At 60.4% G+C, this 17,543-nt stretch carries 15 protein-coding genes, 1 pseudogene and 1 riboswitch; of the genes and pseudogenes, 9 read left to right on the top strand and 7 right to left on the bottom strand.

The window, feature by feature from the left end; genetic code table 11:
* Positions 1–65 precede the first annotated feature (65 nt).
* The 6 genes from BLT75_RS15060 to BLT75_RS15035 all read right to left on the bottom strand — a co-directional run bounded on the left by BLT75_RS15060 (position 66) and on the right by BLT75_RS15035 (position 6,591).
* Complete coding sequence (locus tag BLT75_RS15060; protein WP_093033401.1) at positions 66–1,214, bottom strand: muconate/chloromuconate family cycloisomerase; 1,149 nt, start codon at positions 1,212–1,214, stop codon at positions 66–68.
* A 188-nt stretch (positions 1,215–1,402) separates the two neighbouring features.
* A complete protein-coding gene (gene bhcD / locus BLT75_RS15055; protein WP_093033398.1) occupies positions 1,403–2,368 on the bottom strand; it encodes an iminosuccinate reductase BhcD in 966 nt (321 codons plus the stop codon).
* Between the two features lie 79 nt (positions 2,369–2,447).
* Complete coding sequence (gene bhcC / locus BLT75_RS15050) at positions 2,448–3,614, bottom strand: 3-hydroxy-D-aspartate aldolase BhcC (protein ID WP_093033394.1); 1,167 nt, start codon at positions 3,612–3,614, stop codon at positions 2,448–2,450.
* A gap of 14 nt (positions 3,615–3,628) precedes the next feature.
* Entirely contained in the window at positions 3,629–4,582 is a 954-nt protein-coding gene (bhcB, locus tag BLT75_RS15045) for a beta-hydroxyaspartate dehydratase BhcB (RefSeq protein ID WP_093033391.1), read from the bottom strand.
* The gene (locus BLT75_RS15040) at positions 4,582–5,865 is read right to left on the bottom strand and encodes a D-amino acid dehydrogenase (protein WP_093033388.1); all 1,284 of its coding nucleotides are present in this window, start codon (positions 5,863–5,865) and stop codon (positions 4,582–4,584) included. The genes bhcB and BLT75_RS15040 overlap by 1 nt, the downstream gene beginning before the upstream one ends.
* A gap of 100 nt (positions 5,866–5,965) precedes the next feature.
* A riboswitch (glycine riboswitch) is annotated at positions 5,966–6,050 on the bottom strand.
* A gap of 49 nt (positions 6,051–6,099) precedes the next feature.
* On the bottom strand, positions 6,100–6,591 hold the full coding sequence (locus tag BLT75_RS15035) for a MarR family winged helix-turn-helix transcriptional regulator (protein ID WP_093033385.1): 492 nt from the start codon (positions 6,589–6,591) through the stop codon (positions 6,100–6,102).
* Between the two features lie 142 nt (positions 6,592–6,733).
* On the opposite strand from BLT75_RS15035, the gene BLT75_RS15030 reads away from it, so the two are divergent.
* From BLT75_RS15030 to BLT75_RS24865, 5 genes and pseudogenes are all read left to right on the top strand, one after another.
* Complete coding sequence (locus BLT75_RS15030; RefSeq protein WP_093033382.1) at positions 6,734–7,924, top strand: M20 metallopeptidase family protein; 1,191 nt, start codon at positions 6,734–6,736, stop codon at positions 7,922–7,924.
* 27 nt (positions 7,925–7,951) lie between these two features.
* Positions 7,952–9,004, top strand: coding sequence for a TRAP transporter substrate-binding protein (locus BLT75_RS15025; RefSeq protein ID WP_093033379.1), 1,053 nt, complete (start codon positions 7,952–7,954; stop codon positions 9,002–9,004).
* A gap of 99 nt (positions 9,005–9,103) precedes the next feature.
* On the top strand, positions 9,104–9,559 hold the full coding sequence (locus BLT75_RS15020) for a TRAP transporter small permease (protein ID WP_245706543.1): 456 nt from the start codon (positions 9,104–9,106) through the stop codon (positions 9,557–9,559).
* Complete coding sequence (locus BLT75_RS15015; RefSeq protein ID WP_093033373.1) at positions 9,556–10,848, top strand: TRAP transporter large permease; 1,293 nt, start codon at positions 9,556–9,558, stop codon at positions 10,846–10,848. The genes BLT75_RS15020 and BLT75_RS15015 overlap by 4 nt, the downstream gene beginning before the upstream one ends.
* 535 nt (positions 10,849–11,383) lie before the next feature.
* Positions 11,384–12,026: pseudogene (locus BLT75_RS24865) on the top strand (transposase); the annotation flags it as partial.
* 235 nt (positions 12,027–12,261) lie between these two features.
* On the opposite strand, the gene BLT75_RS15000 reads toward BLT75_RS24865, so the two are convergent.
* Entirely contained in the window at positions 12,262–13,224 is a 963-nt protein-coding gene (locus BLT75_RS15000) for a LysR family transcriptional regulator (protein WP_093033367.1), read from the bottom strand.
* Between the two features lie 202 nt (positions 13,225–13,426).
* On the opposite strand from BLT75_RS15000, the gene BLT75_RS14995 reads away from it, so the two are divergent.
* The 4 genes from BLT75_RS14995 (at position 13,427) to BLT75_RS14980 (ending at position 17,538) form a co-directional block, all read left to right on the top strand.
* Positions 13,427–14,431 carry a TRAP transporter substrate-binding protein gene (locus BLT75_RS14995; RefSeq protein ID WP_093033364.1) on the top strand — a complete coding sequence of 335 codons (1,005 nt, stop codon included), beginning with the start codon at positions 13,427–13,429 and terminating at the stop codon, positions 14,429–14,431.
* Between the two features lie 69 nt (positions 14,432–14,500).
* Positions 14,501–15,055 (top strand): TRAP transporter small permease, encoded by a 555-nt coding sequence (locus BLT75_RS14990; RefSeq protein ID WP_176828043.1) that lies wholly within the window; start codon positions 14,501–14,503, stop codon positions 15,053–15,055.
* Positions 15,052–16,308 carry a TRAP transporter large permease gene (locus tag BLT75_RS14985; RefSeq protein ID WP_093033359.1) on the top strand — a complete coding sequence of 419 codons (1,257 nt, stop codon included), beginning with the start codon at positions 15,052–15,054 and terminating at the stop codon, positions 16,306–16,308. The genes BLT75_RS14990 and BLT75_RS14985 overlap by 4 nt, the downstream gene beginning before the upstream one ends.
* 30 nt (positions 16,309–16,338) lie before the next feature.
* Positions 16,339–17,538 carry a serine hydrolase domain-containing protein gene (locus BLT75_RS14980; RefSeq protein WP_093033357.1) on the top strand — a complete coding sequence of 400 codons (1,200 nt, stop codon included), beginning with the start codon at positions 16,339–16,341 and terminating at the stop codon, positions 17,536–17,538.
* Positions 17,539–17,543 lie beyond the last annotated feature (5 nt).

Raw genomic sequence — 17,543 nt, 5'->3', positions numbered from 1 at the left:
CCTCCTCCTGACGGCCTCAGCACCTGGTCGTGCGCCTTGGCTGGTTTTGTTGGGGTGTCGCGGGCTTATTCGCCAACGACGGCTTTCATTGTCCGCCCGCCATCACGGCGGAAGAATTCGATCTTGTCGGGATCAAGCGCAGCACCGATGCCAACGCCCTTGGGGATCTCGACGCAGAAATCGCGGTAGATGATCGGGTCAGCGAGAATGTCTTCGGTCAGCAGAAGCGGACCAAAGAGTTCGGTTCCCCAGGCCAGGTCTTCGACGGTTGAGAAGAGCTGCAGGGCTGCCGCCGTGCTAAGGCCGGTTTCCAGCATCGTGCCGCCGTAAAGGCCAAGACCCGCCGCCTGCCCGATGGCGATGACTTCCGATGCGCGCTTGAGTCCGCCCGACTGCCCGATCTTTACAGCGAACACATCTGCTGCGAGCGCCGCCGCGACTTCCAAAGCGTCCTCGGGGCCGTTCAGCGCCTCGTCCGCCATCACGGCGATCTCATAGCCTTTGGTCAGCTCCGCCATCGCGCGGCGATAGCGGGCGGGAACCGGTTGCTCGACGAGTTCGCAGCCTGCGTCCTGAAGGCCCTTGAGACCCCAGCGTGCGTCCTGCAGGGACCATGCCGTGTTCACGTCAACGCGCACACTTGCGGCGTCGCCGACGGCCTCCTTGATCCGCGCCACATGCGCCACGTCCTCGCGCACAGACCGCTTGCCGATCTTCAGTTTGAAGATGTTGTGGCGGCGGGTTTCGATCATCTTCAGCGCTTCGGCAATGTCGGTTTCCGAATTGCCCGAGGCCAGGGTCCACGCCACCGGCAGCCGGTCATGCACGGCACCGCCGAACAGTTGCGAAACCGGAAGGCCCAGCCGCTTGCCCAGCCCGTCCCAGAGGGCAATCTCGACAGCTGTCTTGGCGATGCGGTTGCCTTTGATCAGCTTGTCGATCAGCTGGATCGCGCCATTCACATCGTCACCGCTACGGCCAAGCAGTGCCGGGGCGATATAGGTCTCGATGGCGGACTGAATGCCTTCGGGGCTCTCGGCACCGTAGCTGAGACCGCCGATCGTCGTCCCCTCGCCGATGCCTTCGGAGCCGTCCGAGAACCTGACCTTCACGAGCACGGCGGTTTGCGTCCGCATCGTGGCCATGGACAACACGTGGCCGCGAATGGTCGGGATGTCGAGGATCATGGTCTCGATCTGGTCAATCTTGGTCACTGGGGCTCACCACATCTACAGGTTTCGTTTCCATGCAAATTGCCCGGACGACCCGGATTCTGTCGATGATTGGGCGGGTCTCGGGTGATACCCTGGCGAGACATATGGCGGGTGCCGTGCGCGCAAAAACAAAACAGGCGTCACGCGGGGTGACGCCTGAAAAAGTTCCGTTTCAAAAAGCTGTTGCGTCAGAAATCCACTTCGATCGCGATTCCGCGGTCCACTGCCAGATCGACCACCGCCGCGGCAACAGCGAGGTCCTGCAAACCAACGCCCGTACCGTCGAACAGCGTGATCTGATCTTCCGATGTGCGGCCCGGATGGGTCCCATTGATCACGGCACCCAGTTGCGCAATGTCGCTTTCCTTGATCAGTCCATCAGAGATGGCATGCTGCGCTTCGCCGATACTGATGGATTGCGCGACCTCGTCGGTGAAGACGGTGGCGCGGGCCAGAAGCCCCGCCTCGACTTCTTGCTTACCCCTGGTGTCGGTACCCATACAGGCAAGGTGCGTGCCTGGGCTGACATGATCGGCCATGAGCGAGGGCGCAAAGGCCGAAGTGATCGAGATGATGACATCCGCCCCGGCCATACCGGGCAGGTCCACGGCCTCGAAAGGCAGGCCTGCCTCGGCGGCCACTTTTTCGATATTGGGCAACATCTCGGGGTGGTAGTTCCAGCCTATGACCTTCTCAAAGGTGCGCTGCTCCAGCGCGGCGCGGAGCTGAAACGTTGCCTGATGGCCCGCGCCGATCATGCCGATCACCTTGGCATCGGCGCGGGCCAGATGCTTGATCGACACCGATGAGGCCGCCGCCGTGCGCAATGCGGTCAACAGGTTGCCGCCTACCATGGCAGAGGGCTTGCCCGTATCGGGATCGAACAGGAACACCGTGGACTGGTGGTTGATCAGGCCGCGCTTTTCCAGATTGTTCGGCCAATAGCCACCGGCCTTCAGTCCCAGAGTCAGGTCTGCCCGGTCAAACCCGCCCTTGAAGCCATAAAGCGCGCCCTCGTGGCCGATGGCCTCGCGCACCACAGGAAAGTTATAGGCATCGCCCGAGGCCATTGCGGCAAAGACCTTTTCAACGGCATCAAATGCCGCCTCGCGCGTCATCAGGTCGGCAATGTCCCGTTCAGGTACGATCAGCATGGTTTTTCCCCCGGCTCGAAAAGTGCGAAGGGCGCTCCCGCCCAAATAGGGCGGGCCGCCAGTGATTGAGATGTGCTGGTCAGTAGGCGCGGCCGCGGGCCGAGACCGGCCAGACGCATTCGACTTTGCCGTTCCGCACGCCGACATACCAATCATGGACATTGGCGGTCGGGTCGCAGTGGCCGGGAACGAGCTTGAGCTTCTCATTGACCTTCAAGACGCCGTTCGGATCAGAAATCACCCCGTGCTCGTCCGAGCACTTGATGTATTCGACGTCGTCGCGCCCGTAGATGAACGGCAGACCACTGTCGACGGATTGCGCCTTGAGACCCGCATCGCAAATCGCCTTGTCGGCTTTCGCATGGCTCATGACGCTGGTCAGGATGAAAAAGGCGTTCTCCCATTCGCCCGCGTCGATGCGTTTGCCGTCCTTGTTCAGGATGCGGCCGTAATCCGCGTCCATGAAGGCGTAAGACCCGCACTGCAACTCGTTATAGAGGCCGGAATTCGACTCGAAATAATACGAACCGGTGCCGCCACCCGAAACCAGGTCTGTCTCGATTCCTTCGGTTTTCAATGCATTCACGGCATCCCGAACCTGCGCAATCGCGGCGTCGATCTTGGCTTTGCGGTCCTCAAAGCTGTCCATGTGCTGCATCGCGCCCTGGTAGGCCTGGATGCCGCGATAGGTCAGATTTTCCGCCGCGACGACGGCCTTGGCGATCTCCACGACTGCGGGTGTGGAGGTCACGCCGCAGCGCCCTGCGCCGCAGTCGATTTCCACGAAGACGCCCAGCTGGGTGCCTGCCTTGACGGCGGCTGCAGACAGGTCCGCCACGTTGGCCACGTCATCTACACAGACGATCACTTCACCTTCGCTCAGCTTGGGCAGTTGCACCAAGCGCTCGATCTTGCCCAGATCGCGCACCTGGTTGGAAACGAGGATCTCCTTGATGCCGGCGCGGGCAAAGACCTCCGCCTCGGACACCTTCTGGCAACAAACCCCAACGGCGCCGCCCAGTTCCATCTGCAGTTTCAACACATCGACAGACTTGTGCATCTTGCCATGGGCGCGGTGGCGCATGCCATGTGCCTTGGCATAGTCGCCCATCTTGCGGATGTTACGTTCCAGCGCGTCCAGATCCAGAACCAGCGCCGGGGTCTGGATTTCGGCAGCATCCATTCCGGGTTTGGCGGGAATGTCGAAGCCAACCTCATAGGCGTCAAAATCAATCATGTCTTTCATGGGAATTCTCCTGTCTAGCCCAGTATCCAGGGCAGTTTGTCCAGATCGACGTTGCCGCCGGTGATGATCACGCCGACGCGCTTGCCCTTGAACGCTTCCGGGTGCTTGAGGATCGTGGCCAGAGGCACGGCGCTTGAAGGTTCCATGACCACGCGCAGGTGCTTCCAGACCAGCTTCATCGCATCGATGATCTCCTGTTCCGAGGCCGTGTAGATCTCGGACACATGGTTCGACACGAAATGCCAGGTCAGGTCCTTGAGCGGAACCAAGAGCCCGTCGGCGATGGTCTTGGGCGCGTCATCGGCGATGATGTGCCCGGCCTTGAAGCTGCGATAGGCGTCGTCCGCCTGTTCAGGCTCGGCTGCGATGACCTGGGTTTCAGGTGCCAGTGTCGAGAGCGTCAAGCAGGTGCCCGAGATCATGCCGCCCCCTCCGATCGGGGCCACAACCATGTCGAGCCCATCCGTTTGCTCCATGAACTCCTTCGAACAGGTTCCCTGGCCCGCGATCACGCGTGGATCGTTGTAGGGATGCACGAAATCGCCGCCCGTGGCCTCCTGCACTTTGGCAAAGGTCGCCTCGCGCGAGGTGGTTGAGGGCTCGCATTCGGTGATCATGCCACCATAGCGCCGGACCGTGTCTTTCTTGGCCTGCGGCGCGGTGCGCGGCATCACCACGTTGCAGGGAATGCCGCGCAGCATGGCGGCGTAACTCAGGCACGAGGCGTGGTTGCCCGAAGAATGCGTTGCCACACCTTTCGCGGCTTGAGCCTCATCCAGGCCAAATACCGCGTTGGTTGCCCCGCGGACCTTGAACGCGCCGGGTTCCTGAAAGTTCTCGCATTTGAAGAACAGCTGGCACCCGGCCAATTCGCTAAGGTAATCCGATGTCCGCACCGGGGTGCGGCGGATATACGGTGCGATCCGGACATGTGCGGCGAGCATGTCGTCGTAGGAAGGAATGTCCATCACATGGCCTCCTGTGCTCTCAGAGTGGCAGGGGCCCCTACCGATGCACCGTTGGACCCGTTGACCGTCCGGGATTTCGCGACGGTCTCCGCCACCATCTCTGCCGTTACCGCAGACAAGGTCCAGCCCAGGTGCCCATGCCCGGTATTGTAGAATACACGGTCCCGAACACCCTGCCCCACCTTGGGCATCATGTTCGGCATCATCGGCCGCAAACCGGCCCAGGGAATCGCGTGCTCGGTGCTGACGGAGGGGAAGAAACGCTCGCACCACTTGACCAGCGGGCGAATGCGATCATCCCGGATATCGAGGTTGCAGCCGTTGAATTCCGCCGTGCCGGCGATCCGGAAGCGATCTTTGCCAAGGCGGCTGGTCACGACCTTCGCCTCGTCGTCGAGCAGGCTGATCCAGGGGGCCGCGCGCTGGCTTTCCTCGTCATCGAGGCGCACGGTGATGGAATAGCCCTTGACCGGGTAAACGTTCACCCGGTCGCCAAGCCGCGCCGCGATAGCCCGGCTTTCGACACCGGCACAGACGACGATGGCGTCGAAGGTTTCGGTCTGGCTTTCGTTGTTTCGGCTCCAGGTCAGGCGCACCTCGTTCTGGTCCACATTCAGCGCGGCGACATCTGTTCCAAACCGCAGCACCGCACCGCCCCGTTCGATGGATTTGGCGAGACCCGTCGTGTAGCGGTGAATGTCGCCGGTGAAATCGCTCTCGGTATAGTACCCGCCGTAGAAATCCCCACTCAATGCCGGCTCGATCTGACGTACTTCGTCGGGTGCCACGGCGCGCCGGTCGAGACCGCCCTCAGCGAGCAGCTTGTTGACCTCCGTGGCATGGTCGAATTCCGCCTTGTTCGTATAGATGTGCAGTATGCCGCGGTCTTCGCAGTCGAAGTCGAACCCGTGGCGCTCGGCTTTCTCGCGCAGAAGCCCGCGCGCGGCGATGGCCATCCGGGTCGTCTCGACGGTATTGGCGCGATACTGCGGGATCGACGCCACGAACTCGGCCATCCAGCTGTACTTGTGCCAACTGGGTTTGGGGTTGACCAACAGCGGCGCGCCCCGCGTCATCATCCATTTCATGCCTTTGAAAACGGTGGACCACCGGTTCCAGGTTTCTGCATTCGATGCGGACAGCTGCCCGCCATTGGCGAATGACGTTTGCATCGCTGCATAACGGTTGCGATCGAACAAGGTGACCTCATAGCCCCTGTCCATCAGGCTCGAGGCAGTGGTCACGCCGGTGATTCCGGCGCCGATTACGGCTATTCTGGTCATGGCATCCTCCCGCGACCCAGGTTTCGTCCTGCCGGATGACAGGTCCAATCCCCTCTGTCGCGGGATACGGATACAGGTCCGCAGCGCGCTTCAGATCGCCGCGCCAGTCACAGTCCTTTTGCCTGAGAGGTTCCGGGGGGTTGCTCCTTCGGCGCCGAATGATCGGCCTCTCCTGTGATAGCTTGGTAGGCTACAAAAGGCTTAATGCGAGATTAGTTTCACGTCAAGACTATTTTATTTTGCGTCTTTTTGCGTCTCATGAGTCAGCGCATCTCGATATTCTTCCGAGGTCACCCAAGCGCCAAGACGGGCAAGGATTTCGTTGAAGGCTCGCATCTCCTGTGCAGACAGCGGGTCCGTCAGGATCACCTCCAGCCGATCCGACAAACGGCGCGCCACTTGTCGAACCTCCTTACCTTTTTGGGTCGTGGAAAGCAGGAATACCCGCGCATCTTCACTGGAGTTTTCGCGCTCGATCAGACCCGCGCCAATCAGGTTCTGAATGATTCTGGACGTCAAACTTCTATCAAAACCCGTTATTTTTGCGATTTCTGCAAACGTAGTGCCCGGCCAATCGTCAATCAGGCGCAACACACGCAGATCGCGAATCCGGCATCCCGTCTCACTCAGGAAGATCTGGTCATTGGCCTGGATCGCCTCTTGGGCAACGATGTTCAACCTGTAAGTCAGGCGTTCGTTTTTGAATGTCCTGTCGTTCTGCGCCATCTGCTGCTCCTGCCCTCGATACCCAAAAGGTATCACGTCTTACCCTGATTTTCACGCGAAATAGTCTTAACAAGAAACTATCTTGCCGGACAAGTATCGCCGCGCAATATTCTCACATTGCGATGAATTGGAGCCCACGCAGATGTTCACCACCTGGTACGAGACGCAACGCAAAACGTCGCAAGACTGGCTGGAGACCCTGCATCGCCACCCCGAAACCGGGTTCGAAGAAGTGCGAACCGCGGCCTTTGTCGCGGAACGGTTGACCGACCTCGGATATACCGTAGCGACTGGCATTGGCGGCACGGGTGTCGTCGGGACCTTGCATGGTCCAGGTGCGTCACTTGAGGCACCCGGCCGCTGTATCGCCTTCCGGGCAGAACTTGATGCGCTGCCGATGCAGGAAAAATCCACGGTCAGTTACGCGTCCGAAGTTCCCGCTCGGTTCCACGGCTGCGGGCATGACGGACACATGGTCACCGCGATCACGGCCGCCGCCTATCTCGCGGCGCATCGGGATTTCGACGGCACGATTCGCTTCATCTTTCAGCCCGCCGAGGAACTGCTGACCGGTGCACGTGCCATGATCGCAGATGGTCTCTTCGACCGGTTTCCCTGCGATGAAATCTACGCCCTGCACAACTCACCGGACCTGCCTGCCGGTCAGATCGGCGTACCAGCGACGGCAGCGCTGTCCTCTGCCGACAATATCGACATCACGATAAGAGCGCAGGGCGCACATGGGTCGATGCCGCATACAGGGCAAGACGCCATCGCGGCCGCCGCCCACCTGATCTCATCTGTCCAACAGGCCGCCACGCGCAGCTTTGACGCGCGCCATACCGGTGTCATCTCTTTTGGCTTGATGCAGGGCGGCACGGCACGGAACATCCTGCCCGACACCGTCCGGATCGAGGGGACCATGCGCACCACGGCCCCCGAGGTGCGCGACACGCTGGCCGATTTGCTGCAGGACGCGGTGCGCGCAACCGAACTGCTCTTTCGCGTCCTCATCGAGATCGATGTGGTCCGCATGGTGCCAGTCACGCTGAATGATTCTGCCTGCGTCGCTGCGGCCGTGGCTGCGGCAACCCGGGTCGTTGGACCAAACCGGGTGACCGAGAACGCTCGCAGCCTCATGGCCTCCGAGGATTTCTCGGAACTCTCGGCCATAGTGCCCGGCGCCTACTTCTTTATTGGTCAGGACGGCTACGCACCGCACCACCCCGAATTCGTCTTCGATCCGGAAATCATCCCGGTCGGAGCCGCTATCTTTGCCGATCTGGCAAAGCTCCGAACGAGCGCGACGCTCAACTCTCACCAACTGACATAAACCCATATCATCCAAGGGAGGATCCAGATGATCACCTTCACCAAATCCATGCTCAAGGGCGCCGTTGCTGCATCGGCCATGATGGCCGGCACGATGGCCAGTGCCGAGACGCTCACCATGTCGTCCTGGGTGCCGCCGACGCACTTCGTGCACACCGATTTCCTTGTCCCCTTCACCGAGAAGGTCGCAGAAGCCACAGAAGGTCGCGTCACGGTTACGATCCTGCCCGCGCCGCTGGCCAGCCCGCCGCAACACTGGGAACTGGCCCGCAACGGTGTCGCGGACATCACCTGGGGCAACTTCACTTATGAGCCCGAACGTTTCGTGTCGATGTGGTTCGCCGAGTTCCCGAATGCCGGCACCCATGCCGAAGCTCAAAGCCGGGCGCTGTGGCGGACCTATGAGGCGCATTTGGCCGGCAACGCGGCCTTTGAAGGTGTGAAGATGCTTGCCGTCGGCATGTTCGGTGGCGGCCAACTGCACCATGGGTCCAAGACAGTGACCGCACCCGAGGATTTGGCCAACGTCAAATTCCGCATGGGCGGACCGATCCAGGAAAAACTGTTGTCCTCGCTGGGCGCTGTTCCAGTCGCCGCACCTGCGACGAAAGCATATGAGATGCTGGAAAGCGGTGTCATCGACGGGTCGCTTCACACCATGGAATCCGTGGTAAACTTCCGCCTCGAAGACAGCCTTGAACACCACACCATTTTCCCCAATGGCTTCTATGACGCGACCTTCTTCGTCATCATGAACGGTGCCAAGTGGGATGGTCTTTCCGACCAGGACAAGGCTGCCATCGAAGGGATCATCGGCGAAGAGCTTTCGGCCGCCTGGGGCAAGAACTTCGATCTTCAAAACCCCGCCGCCATCGAAAAGCTGGGCGCGGCCGGTCATGAGATCGTGGACGCTTCGCCGGAACTGATCGCAGCAGTGGATACGATCTACGACACCATGGTTGCCGATTGGGTGGATGCCGCCAAAGCCGCGGGCGTCGCAGACCCTCAGGCGATGCTGAGGTTCTACAACGACACCTACAAGTCGCTCGCACCGCAATCCGCCGTGCCTGTGTCTCAGTAAGCAGCACAGCGGGGGCCGGTTTTCCGGCTCCCGCCTTTGGGAGGAGACAGGATCATGCTGTCCATGGCATGGAATATCCGCCGGGGAGTTGAAACAGTCATGGCACTGTTCCTCCTGGCAATGGTCGCGCTGACCTTCGCAGACGTCATAGGCCGCAGGATCGTCGGCAAGCCAATCTACGGGGCCAATGACATCACAGAGCATCTGATGGCGTTGGTTGTTTTTGCCGGCCTTCCGCTGGTGACGACCGCCGGTGCGCATCTGACGATCGACTTGGCCGACAAACTCGTGAACAAGCCCTGGATGGCGTGGTGGCGCGTTCTGATCAGCGTCCTCGTGACCGCAGTTCTGGCACTTATCGCCTGGCTCTTCGTCCAGCACGGACTGAACGCCTCGCGCATCTCGGAGGTCAGCCAGGCTCTCCGCGTACCAAGGGCGCCGCTCTATTTCTTCATGGCCGCGAGCTGTGCGTTGTCCGCTCTTGCCGCACTTGCCATCGCCTTTTCCGGCCCGATGGTCGATCCCGAAGACACCCATGAGGAGGAAGCACTATGATCGTCGGCTCCATTTCCATGCTTGCGGCCATCCTGCTGGCCTTTCTGCGGGTGCCCCTCGCCTTTTCGTTGTTGGCCGTTTCTGTTGCCGGGATCGGATTTGCCATCAACTGGAACATCGCCTTGCAGTTGCTGCCATTAACCATCTCCGATGCGGTTTTGTCCTATGACCTCGCGGTCGTGCCTATGTTCATCCTGATGGGCAACGTGATTTCCAAGACCGGCATCGCCCACGACCTTTTCCGCGCGGCTTACGCCTTTGTCGGCCACGTACGCGGCGGCCTCGCTCTGTCGACAATGGTGGCCTGTTCCGGGTTCTCGGCTGTCTGCGGGTCGAGTTACGCCACTGCGGCTACCATGGCCAAAGTCGCCTACCCCAGCATGAAGAAGTACCATTATTCCGATGAACTGGCCGCAGGCACGATCGCCGCAGGCGGTACGCTCGGGATACTTATCCCGCCGTCGATCATCATGGTGGTTTACGGCATCCTGACCCAAACCAATATTGGCGATCTGTTCATTGCAGGTGTGGTTCCCGGTCTGCTCGGGCTCGCACTCTACATGCTTGCCATCCGATTTGTCGCTGCCCGCAATCCCGACCACGCCCCCCAGGGTGAAAAGACACCCTGGCCGGAAAAGCTTAAGGCTCTATCGGGCATCTGGCCGTTCATCCTCCTGTTCGGCCTTATCATCGGCGGTCTATATGCCAAGCTTTTCACCCCGACCGAAGCGGCCGGCATGGGCGCGGGCCTCGCGATCCTGATTGCCACCTTCCACGGTCGGCTAACCTGGACGGTGTTACGCAGGGTCATCATCGACACAGCCTATACATCGGTGTCGCTCTACACGGTTCTGTTTGGTGCGCTCATGCTGTCCAAGCTCCTGACCTTGTCAGGTCTGGCCGCGGGGGTCCTCGCTCTTGTCCAGTCAACGGGCCTCGAAGGCTATGCGCTGATCTTCGCGATCATGCTCGTATTCCTCGTGCTGGGCTGCGTGATGGATTCGATGGCGATCATCCTGATCTTCGTACCGCTCTTTGCGCCCATCGTCGTCGCGCAAGGATTCGATCTGGTCTGGTTTGGGATCATCGTGATCGTCGTGACCGAGATCGCACTGGTCACGCCACCCGTCGGAATGAACGTGTTCGTCCTCAAGGCCGTCCTGCCCGACGTTCCGGTGGTTCGGATATTCAAAGGCCTCGTACCCTTTATCTCTGTTGATGTGCTTCGCCTTGCCGTGCTGGTTGCCTTTCCCGCGATCACGCTTTGGCTCGGAAGCACCGTCGGCTAGACGCACAGGTTGCACCGAAATGAAATGCGGCGGGCAGGAGAAATCCTCGTCCGCCGTCTTTTTCAGGTGATATCGGCGGAGGCGCAGCAGTTCCGCGATGTGATCGGGCGCTTTCGGCACGATCCCATCAGGATAGCCGATGGCATCGTTTCCGGCATCGGCGAAGGTGTCGGCTCGGTGACTACGCTTCCGGCCAATGCGACAGCCCGGCCGTCCCGGCGGGCGAGCACGACAGTGTCGCCGCGCTAAACATCTACGGCACGAACGGTATATCCGGCCTCCCCCTCGATCTGCCGCTGCCGCCAGTCGTCGATCTTGGCGTAGATCTTCTTGTTCAGATTGCTCACTGTATCTGGCTGATCCATAGGAGAGCAGACCGGGACAACTACGACACCATCAGCATTCTGATGCTGCCACAGTGAATTTCCCACGGTGAGACGCAAAGAAGCCCCACGCAGGGGACGGCCTGGCCGAATGTCGACTGAGCGTTGACGAGAATAAGGTGGACTTCTCGGAATGGTCTGCAGCAGATGCCGCAAACCGGGCGACACAGGCATACCTCGACACGCTCGATGATGCGGCCTTCGGCGCGGCGACACTGGTAAAGCCAAAGGCGATCTCGCCCGCCGATCCGGCCACGCGGTTGACCGGAGCCAATGGCGACAGGGCCTTCTTTGCCTACAGCACCAACTACCTGGTCGATCTGGACCATGCGATCATCGTCGATGTCGAAGCGACTGCGCCGATCCGGCAGGCGGAGGCGGGTGCCGTGCGCGACATGCTCGGCTGGCTTGTCGAAGAGCAAGATACCGAGCCGCACATCCCGGTCTTCGGACAAGTCCGAGCGCAAGGACGGCGCGTTTCCTGCCACTGGCTTCACCTACGATCCCGACACCGATGCATATAAATGTCCCGGCGAAAAGGAACTGAAGCCGTACTGGCGGACATCTCAAAGGGGCGCCCGCCAAAAAGCACGGGATATCGCGAAGACCGATGCCTATGTCGCCTCCAGCTACGCCAGAAAGAAGGTAGAGATGCTCTTCGCCCACCTCAAACGCATCATCGGCCTCGACCGCCTCCGCCTTGGAGGACCAAACGGCGCAAAGGATGAGTTCCACCTCGCAGCAACAGTCCAGAACCTCCGCAAACTTGCAAAGCTCACAGCAACCCCGGCGTGAAGAGCCGGAAAGGCAGCGCCTGGCCGTCATTCCCGCCGCCGTCAAACAACGACTTTTTCAACAGCATCCGGACATTGCTGCCATTTTCTGGCGTGGGGGCCACCCGGACATATTTAGGGGGAAGCAACGGAGGATTTCTGGTTCATCCAACCTATCATCGCACAAAGACGAGAGAAAATTTCGGACCACCGAAGGACGCTACTGACGATCCGGCCCGTGCGTGGGGCGGAACCAGCTATCGTTCGTGTCGGGAAGGAACGAGTTTTTGCACATACGGGGCAAGGCGCTGATCGTGCTCCCTTCGCGCAATTTCGACGATCTTGTTGATCAAGGTGTCGGTTGCCGAATGGAGGACCCGTCCGCGGCGTTTGGCGACGGCCCATTCGCCATCAATTCCCAAGTCGATCGGGATCTGCTTCAACACGCCGAGCGCCAAGGCATTCCGGACCGTCCCGGATGTCGTCAGCAAGATCAGATCACTTTCGGCAACCGCATCTCGTACTGCCGCGATATTGTGACTGTCGATCGAAATGACCGGACTGAGATCGCCGTCTTTACGGCCTAGGAAACGCGCGAATGCTCTGACGATGGCATCGGGGAAATGCGTTCCCGCGAAGCGATAGCGGGCGAGGTCAGCGGCAGTCGGATGGCGTAGATTCAGGATGGGGTGGCCCACGCGGCAAAAGGCGCCGCCGGGAATCGGGGGCAACGCGGTCATGTCCAGATCATCGACGTCGTACCGGAGATCTCGCGTGTCCCCTACGATAAGATCCAGATCACTGTCTCGCATCGCTCCGATGAGATCAGTGGTTTCCCCGATAATCAGTTCGAGCGTCACGTCAGGGTGTGCATTGTGCCACTCTGCGAGAATCGGGCCGCCGAGAGAGGTAGAAAAGACCGCGGTCATTCCAGCGCGGATGTGGCCATAATCGCCGGTGGACAGGTTCTCGAGCGTTTGATCCAGGTTGTGCGCTTCGCGTAGCGTCGCTTCGACCTGTCTCAGGATCGCTTGTGCTTCTGACGTAAGCCGGATCGGGCGCTCGGACCGTTCGAACAGCAGGAAGCCGAGGCGCTGCTCGAGGCTTTTGATGGCATTGCTGAGCGCGGGTTGAGTGATATGCGCCAGCTCTGCGGCCCGCGCAAAGCTTCCCTCCTGTGCGACGAGCCAGAAATAGTGCAACTGCGTCAGATTTTGCATTTCTCACCTCGGTTCCGGCGTTTCGTGTCTTTGTGACGGCACGTCGCCAAATTCGTGAGGCGGACTCACGCGCCTGTTTTCACGTTAGGATTCCACTTCATTCGAAGTGCGAATATTATCATTAAAAAAGTAAAGTGGACTGAATGCAAGCGTCTGTTGATGTTGGGCACAACTGCAGTCTGCTGTGGACAGGAGGAGAAACATGGCACTCTACAAAACACTTGCGGCCTATGGACTGATGGCAATGACGTTCGTCTCGGGCGCTCAGGCGGAAACGGTTCTCAAGCTAGCAACGGTGGCCCCAGAGAAAACCCCGTGGGGCGCACAGATCAACCGGCTGGCCGAGGCGGTTGCCGAAGAAAGCGAAGGGCGCCTCAAGGTCGAGCCCTACTTCAACTCGCAGCTTGGCACCGAGAACGACACTCTGGCGCAGCTGGCGCGCGGTCGCATCGAGATGGGTCTTTTCACCGTGAGTGCCGGCGCGCAGCAAGCCCCAGAAATTGGCTTGATGCAGCTTTACGGCCTCTATGACAGCAACGATCAGCGCGCCTGCGTGCAGGACAACTACCTGACGGACGAAATCCGCGAGCGCCTCGGCTCGAAAGGTGTGTATTTTGGCTCCTGGGCCGAGGTTGGCAATGGTTGGTTCACGGCCGATCGCCCGGTGCGCAGCGCGGACGAGCTGAAAGGGCTCAAGGTTGGCATTTCGGTCAACAAGATCAACTCAGCCTATTGGCGCGCGATGGGCGCCAACCCGGTGCCGGTCTCGCCCGGCGAAGCGGCCTCGGCCCTGTCCACTGGCCTGATCGACATGTACCCGACCGTCTATACCTTCTACATCCCGTCGGGCCTGAACAAGGTCGCGCCGATTGTGACCGAGTATAACTATTCCAACGGCCCCGGCATGTGGGCGGTAAGCCAACGCGTCATGGATCGCATGAGCGAAGAGGATCAGGCCGCAATGAAACGGGCGCTGGAGCGGTTCACATCCAAGGGGATCATGGACGAAGTGTTCGCCTTCGAGGACATGCTGCGCCAGATGCACATCAAGGGCGGCGGCCAGGTTGTCGAAGTCACCGACGAGGAAATCGTGAGATTCCGCGACAAGCTGCCCCCGTTCTGGGCGGAAATGACCGCCGAATACGGTGCCGACGGTGAACAGATCATGAAGCTGATCGAAGAAGGCAAGGCCAACTGCGCGCCATAACCTTCCTCGCAAAGGGCCGGGTCCTCCGATGTGATGCCCGGCCTTGCGCTTTTTGACGGGAGTCCCCTCATGACCGGTACCACTTTACCCGCTTTTATCACACGCTGCCTGCATGTCTGGCACCTGCTGGAGCGCTGGATTGCCGTTGTCGCCTTCAGCCTGATCGGTTTCCTGATCTTCGCCGATGTCGCTGGGCGTGAGTTTATCGGCCCGGTTGGACGGGCGCTTGGCATGGACATGGGAGCCACCGGTGTTTACGGCGCGGGCAAAATGGCGCTTTTCCTGCTGGTCATCGCCGCTTTTGCCGGGCTTGGGGTGAGCGTTGCAACCGGCGCGCAGATCGTGCCGCGCATCGCGTTCAAATGGATTCCGGCCAGCTGGGGGCCTGCGGTTGACCGTCTTGGCAACCTCGTCAGCGCCGCCGTGTTCTTTGCAACCGCCTATTACGGCGCGCTTTTCGTGATTTCATCGCGGTCCATCGGCACGGTGATGCCCGGCCTCGAATGGCCCGTCTGGATCATCCAGACCGCCATCCCCATCGGGTTTGCCTCGGCCGGGCTGCGGTATCTCGCCTTTGCGATCTGGCCGCAGAGCGCCCCTGTGCGCGAGGAGTTGCCGGAATGAGCGCGATACTTCTTCTTGGTCTGGTCCTGGCCCTGCTGATCCTGCGCCAGCCCCTCACCGTTATCCTGCTTGCGGCGATTGCCTATGTGCACATGGTCTGGGGGCATGGCTATCTCGATTACATCGTCGAGGACATGTGGACCTCGCTCAACAAGGAGCTGATCCTATCCGTTCCGCTCTTCCTGCTGTGCGGCGCGGTCATGACCGAGGGCACCGCGGCGCGGCGGCTGGTGCGGATCGTCAGGGCGATGACCGCGCCGACACGTGGCGGGCTGGGGGTAGCGGCGATCATCAGCTGCGCGGTGTTCGCGGCAATTTCCGGCTCCTCCATCGTCACGATGATCGCGGTGGGCTCGGTGCTTTATCCCGCCATGAAGGAAGCCGGGTATACGAACCGATTTGCGCTTGGAACGGTGGTATCTGGCGGCACGCTCGGGATTATCATTCCGCCCTCGATCCCGCTGATCCTCTATGGCCTGGTGACCGAGACCTCGATCGTCGATCTGTTCCTTGCCGGGATCATGCCGGGCATGGTGCTGATCGTGTTGATGACCGGCTACGCGATCTGGGCGAACCGCCACCAACCCGCGCAGAAAATGGATTGGGGCGAGTTGCGCATCGCATTGCGCGAAGGGATCTGGGCCGCGCTCTTTCCGGTGATCCTGCTGGGCGGTATCTATTCCGGCTACTATTCGCCCACCGAAAGCGCGGCTGTCGCGCTGGTTTATGCGCTGGTGATCGAATTCTTCGTCCACCGTGAGATGACACTGAAGAAATATTTCAACGTGGTCACCGAAACGGCGAAACTCGGCGGCGCGCTATTCCCGCTGATCGCGGTTGCCCTGTCGCTCAACCTCGTGCTGACGGAATACCGCGTTCCGGCCCAGATGGTTGACCTGGTCAGTGGGTGGATCGACAACCCGATCGCCTTCCTCGTGGTGATCAACCTGCTGCTTCTGGTGGTCGGTGCTTTCATGACAACGAACGAGGCGATCCTGATCCTCGGCCCGATCCTGATGCCCGTGGCGCAGGCCTATGGCTTTCACCCGGTTCACTTCGGGATCATCATGATCGTCAACCTCGAAATCGGCTATCTCACACCGCCCGTCGGCATGAACCTGATGGTCGCGCTGGTGACGTTCAAACAGAAGTTCAACGAACTGGTGACGTCGGTGCTGCCCTATATCGCGATCCTGGTGCTGGGCCTGATCATCATCTCTGCCATCCCCTGGCTTTCGCTGGGATTGCTGTGACCGGCCGGCTTGCTTGGAAAGGAAATACTCATGCGTACCATCTCTGCCGATAGCACCTATCGCCTGCGATCCCAGGTCAGCGTGCCGAAGCTGCTGGAATGCGGCGAGGTTTCGCATTGGTGGTGCACCCATATCGCGGAAACCATGCCGACCGCGATTGTGTCCAGTGCGCAAACCGCTGCCACGCTCGAACCCGCGCCGATTGCAGGCATCATGGATATCACCGCCGAAACCGAATTCGGCAATCTGCCGCTGCGCGATTTCCTGACCCACCCGCAGGGTGGGGCGCGCGCGATTGTCGTGGTCAAGAACGGCCAGATCGTCGCCGAAACCTATCCTGACCTGCGTCCCGAGCAATCCCATCTCTGGGCCTCCTGCGCCAAACCCATGGCCGGGCTGCTGATCGAGCACCTGATCGAGGCCGGCCAGATCGACGAGACCAAAGGCATCGGCACCTACATCCCGGCCCTGCGCGATACCGATTGGAGCGATGTCACCGTGCGCGACGTCATGGACATGACGCCAGGCATGGACTGCGAGGAGAACGATCAGACGCGTGCCGATCCGTCGTCAAACGCCATCCGTGCCTTTCTGGCCGAGTTCGGTGTGCCGCATAACGGCAAAGTAGAAACGCTGCTCGAGGTGCTTCAATCCAGCAAGCGCGTGAGCACTGCGGGCGAGAAATTCGAATATGGCTCGCCCTGCACGCAGGTGCTCGTCTACCTGGCCGAAGCCGTCTCGGGGCTGCCCTGGGCCGAGCTCTTCCGGCAGACTGTCTGGACCCATGTCGCAGCCGAAGGGCCACTTCAGGTGCACCAGTCGCCCGACGGGGTGGCGCTGGCGCATGGGCTAGTGTCATCGCGGCTGCGCGATATGGCCCGGTTCGGGATGCTGTTCACCCCGAGCTGGCGCATGATCTCTTCGAAACAGGTGGTCAGCGCGGCCACGCTGGCCCGCATCCAGTGCGGAACCCGCGACAAGGCTTTTTTCCTGAAAGGCTATGACGGCCCTGTTTTCACCGATCGTTTCGGAGACGACAGCATGCTTGGCAATGCCCGGCAGTGGGATTGCATCTGGCCCGATGGCGACTTCTACAAGGGCGGGTTCATGGATCAGGGCCTCTACGTCTCGCCTGGCCGCGATCTCGTGATCGCGTATTTTTCCACCACGCCGAACATGCAGATGACCCGTTATCTGCGCCCAATTGCAACCTCGGACCTGCTTGCCTGACCCTT

This window comes from Ruegeria marina, assembly GCF_900101475.1.
GTDB classification, from domain to species: domain Bacteria; phylum Pseudomonadota; class Alphaproteobacteria; order Rhodobacterales; family Rhodobacteraceae; genus Ruegeria_B; species Ruegeria_B marina.
Note: the sequence above shows the minus strand (reverse complement) of the source record. Positions and strands in the feature narration are given on the sequence as shown.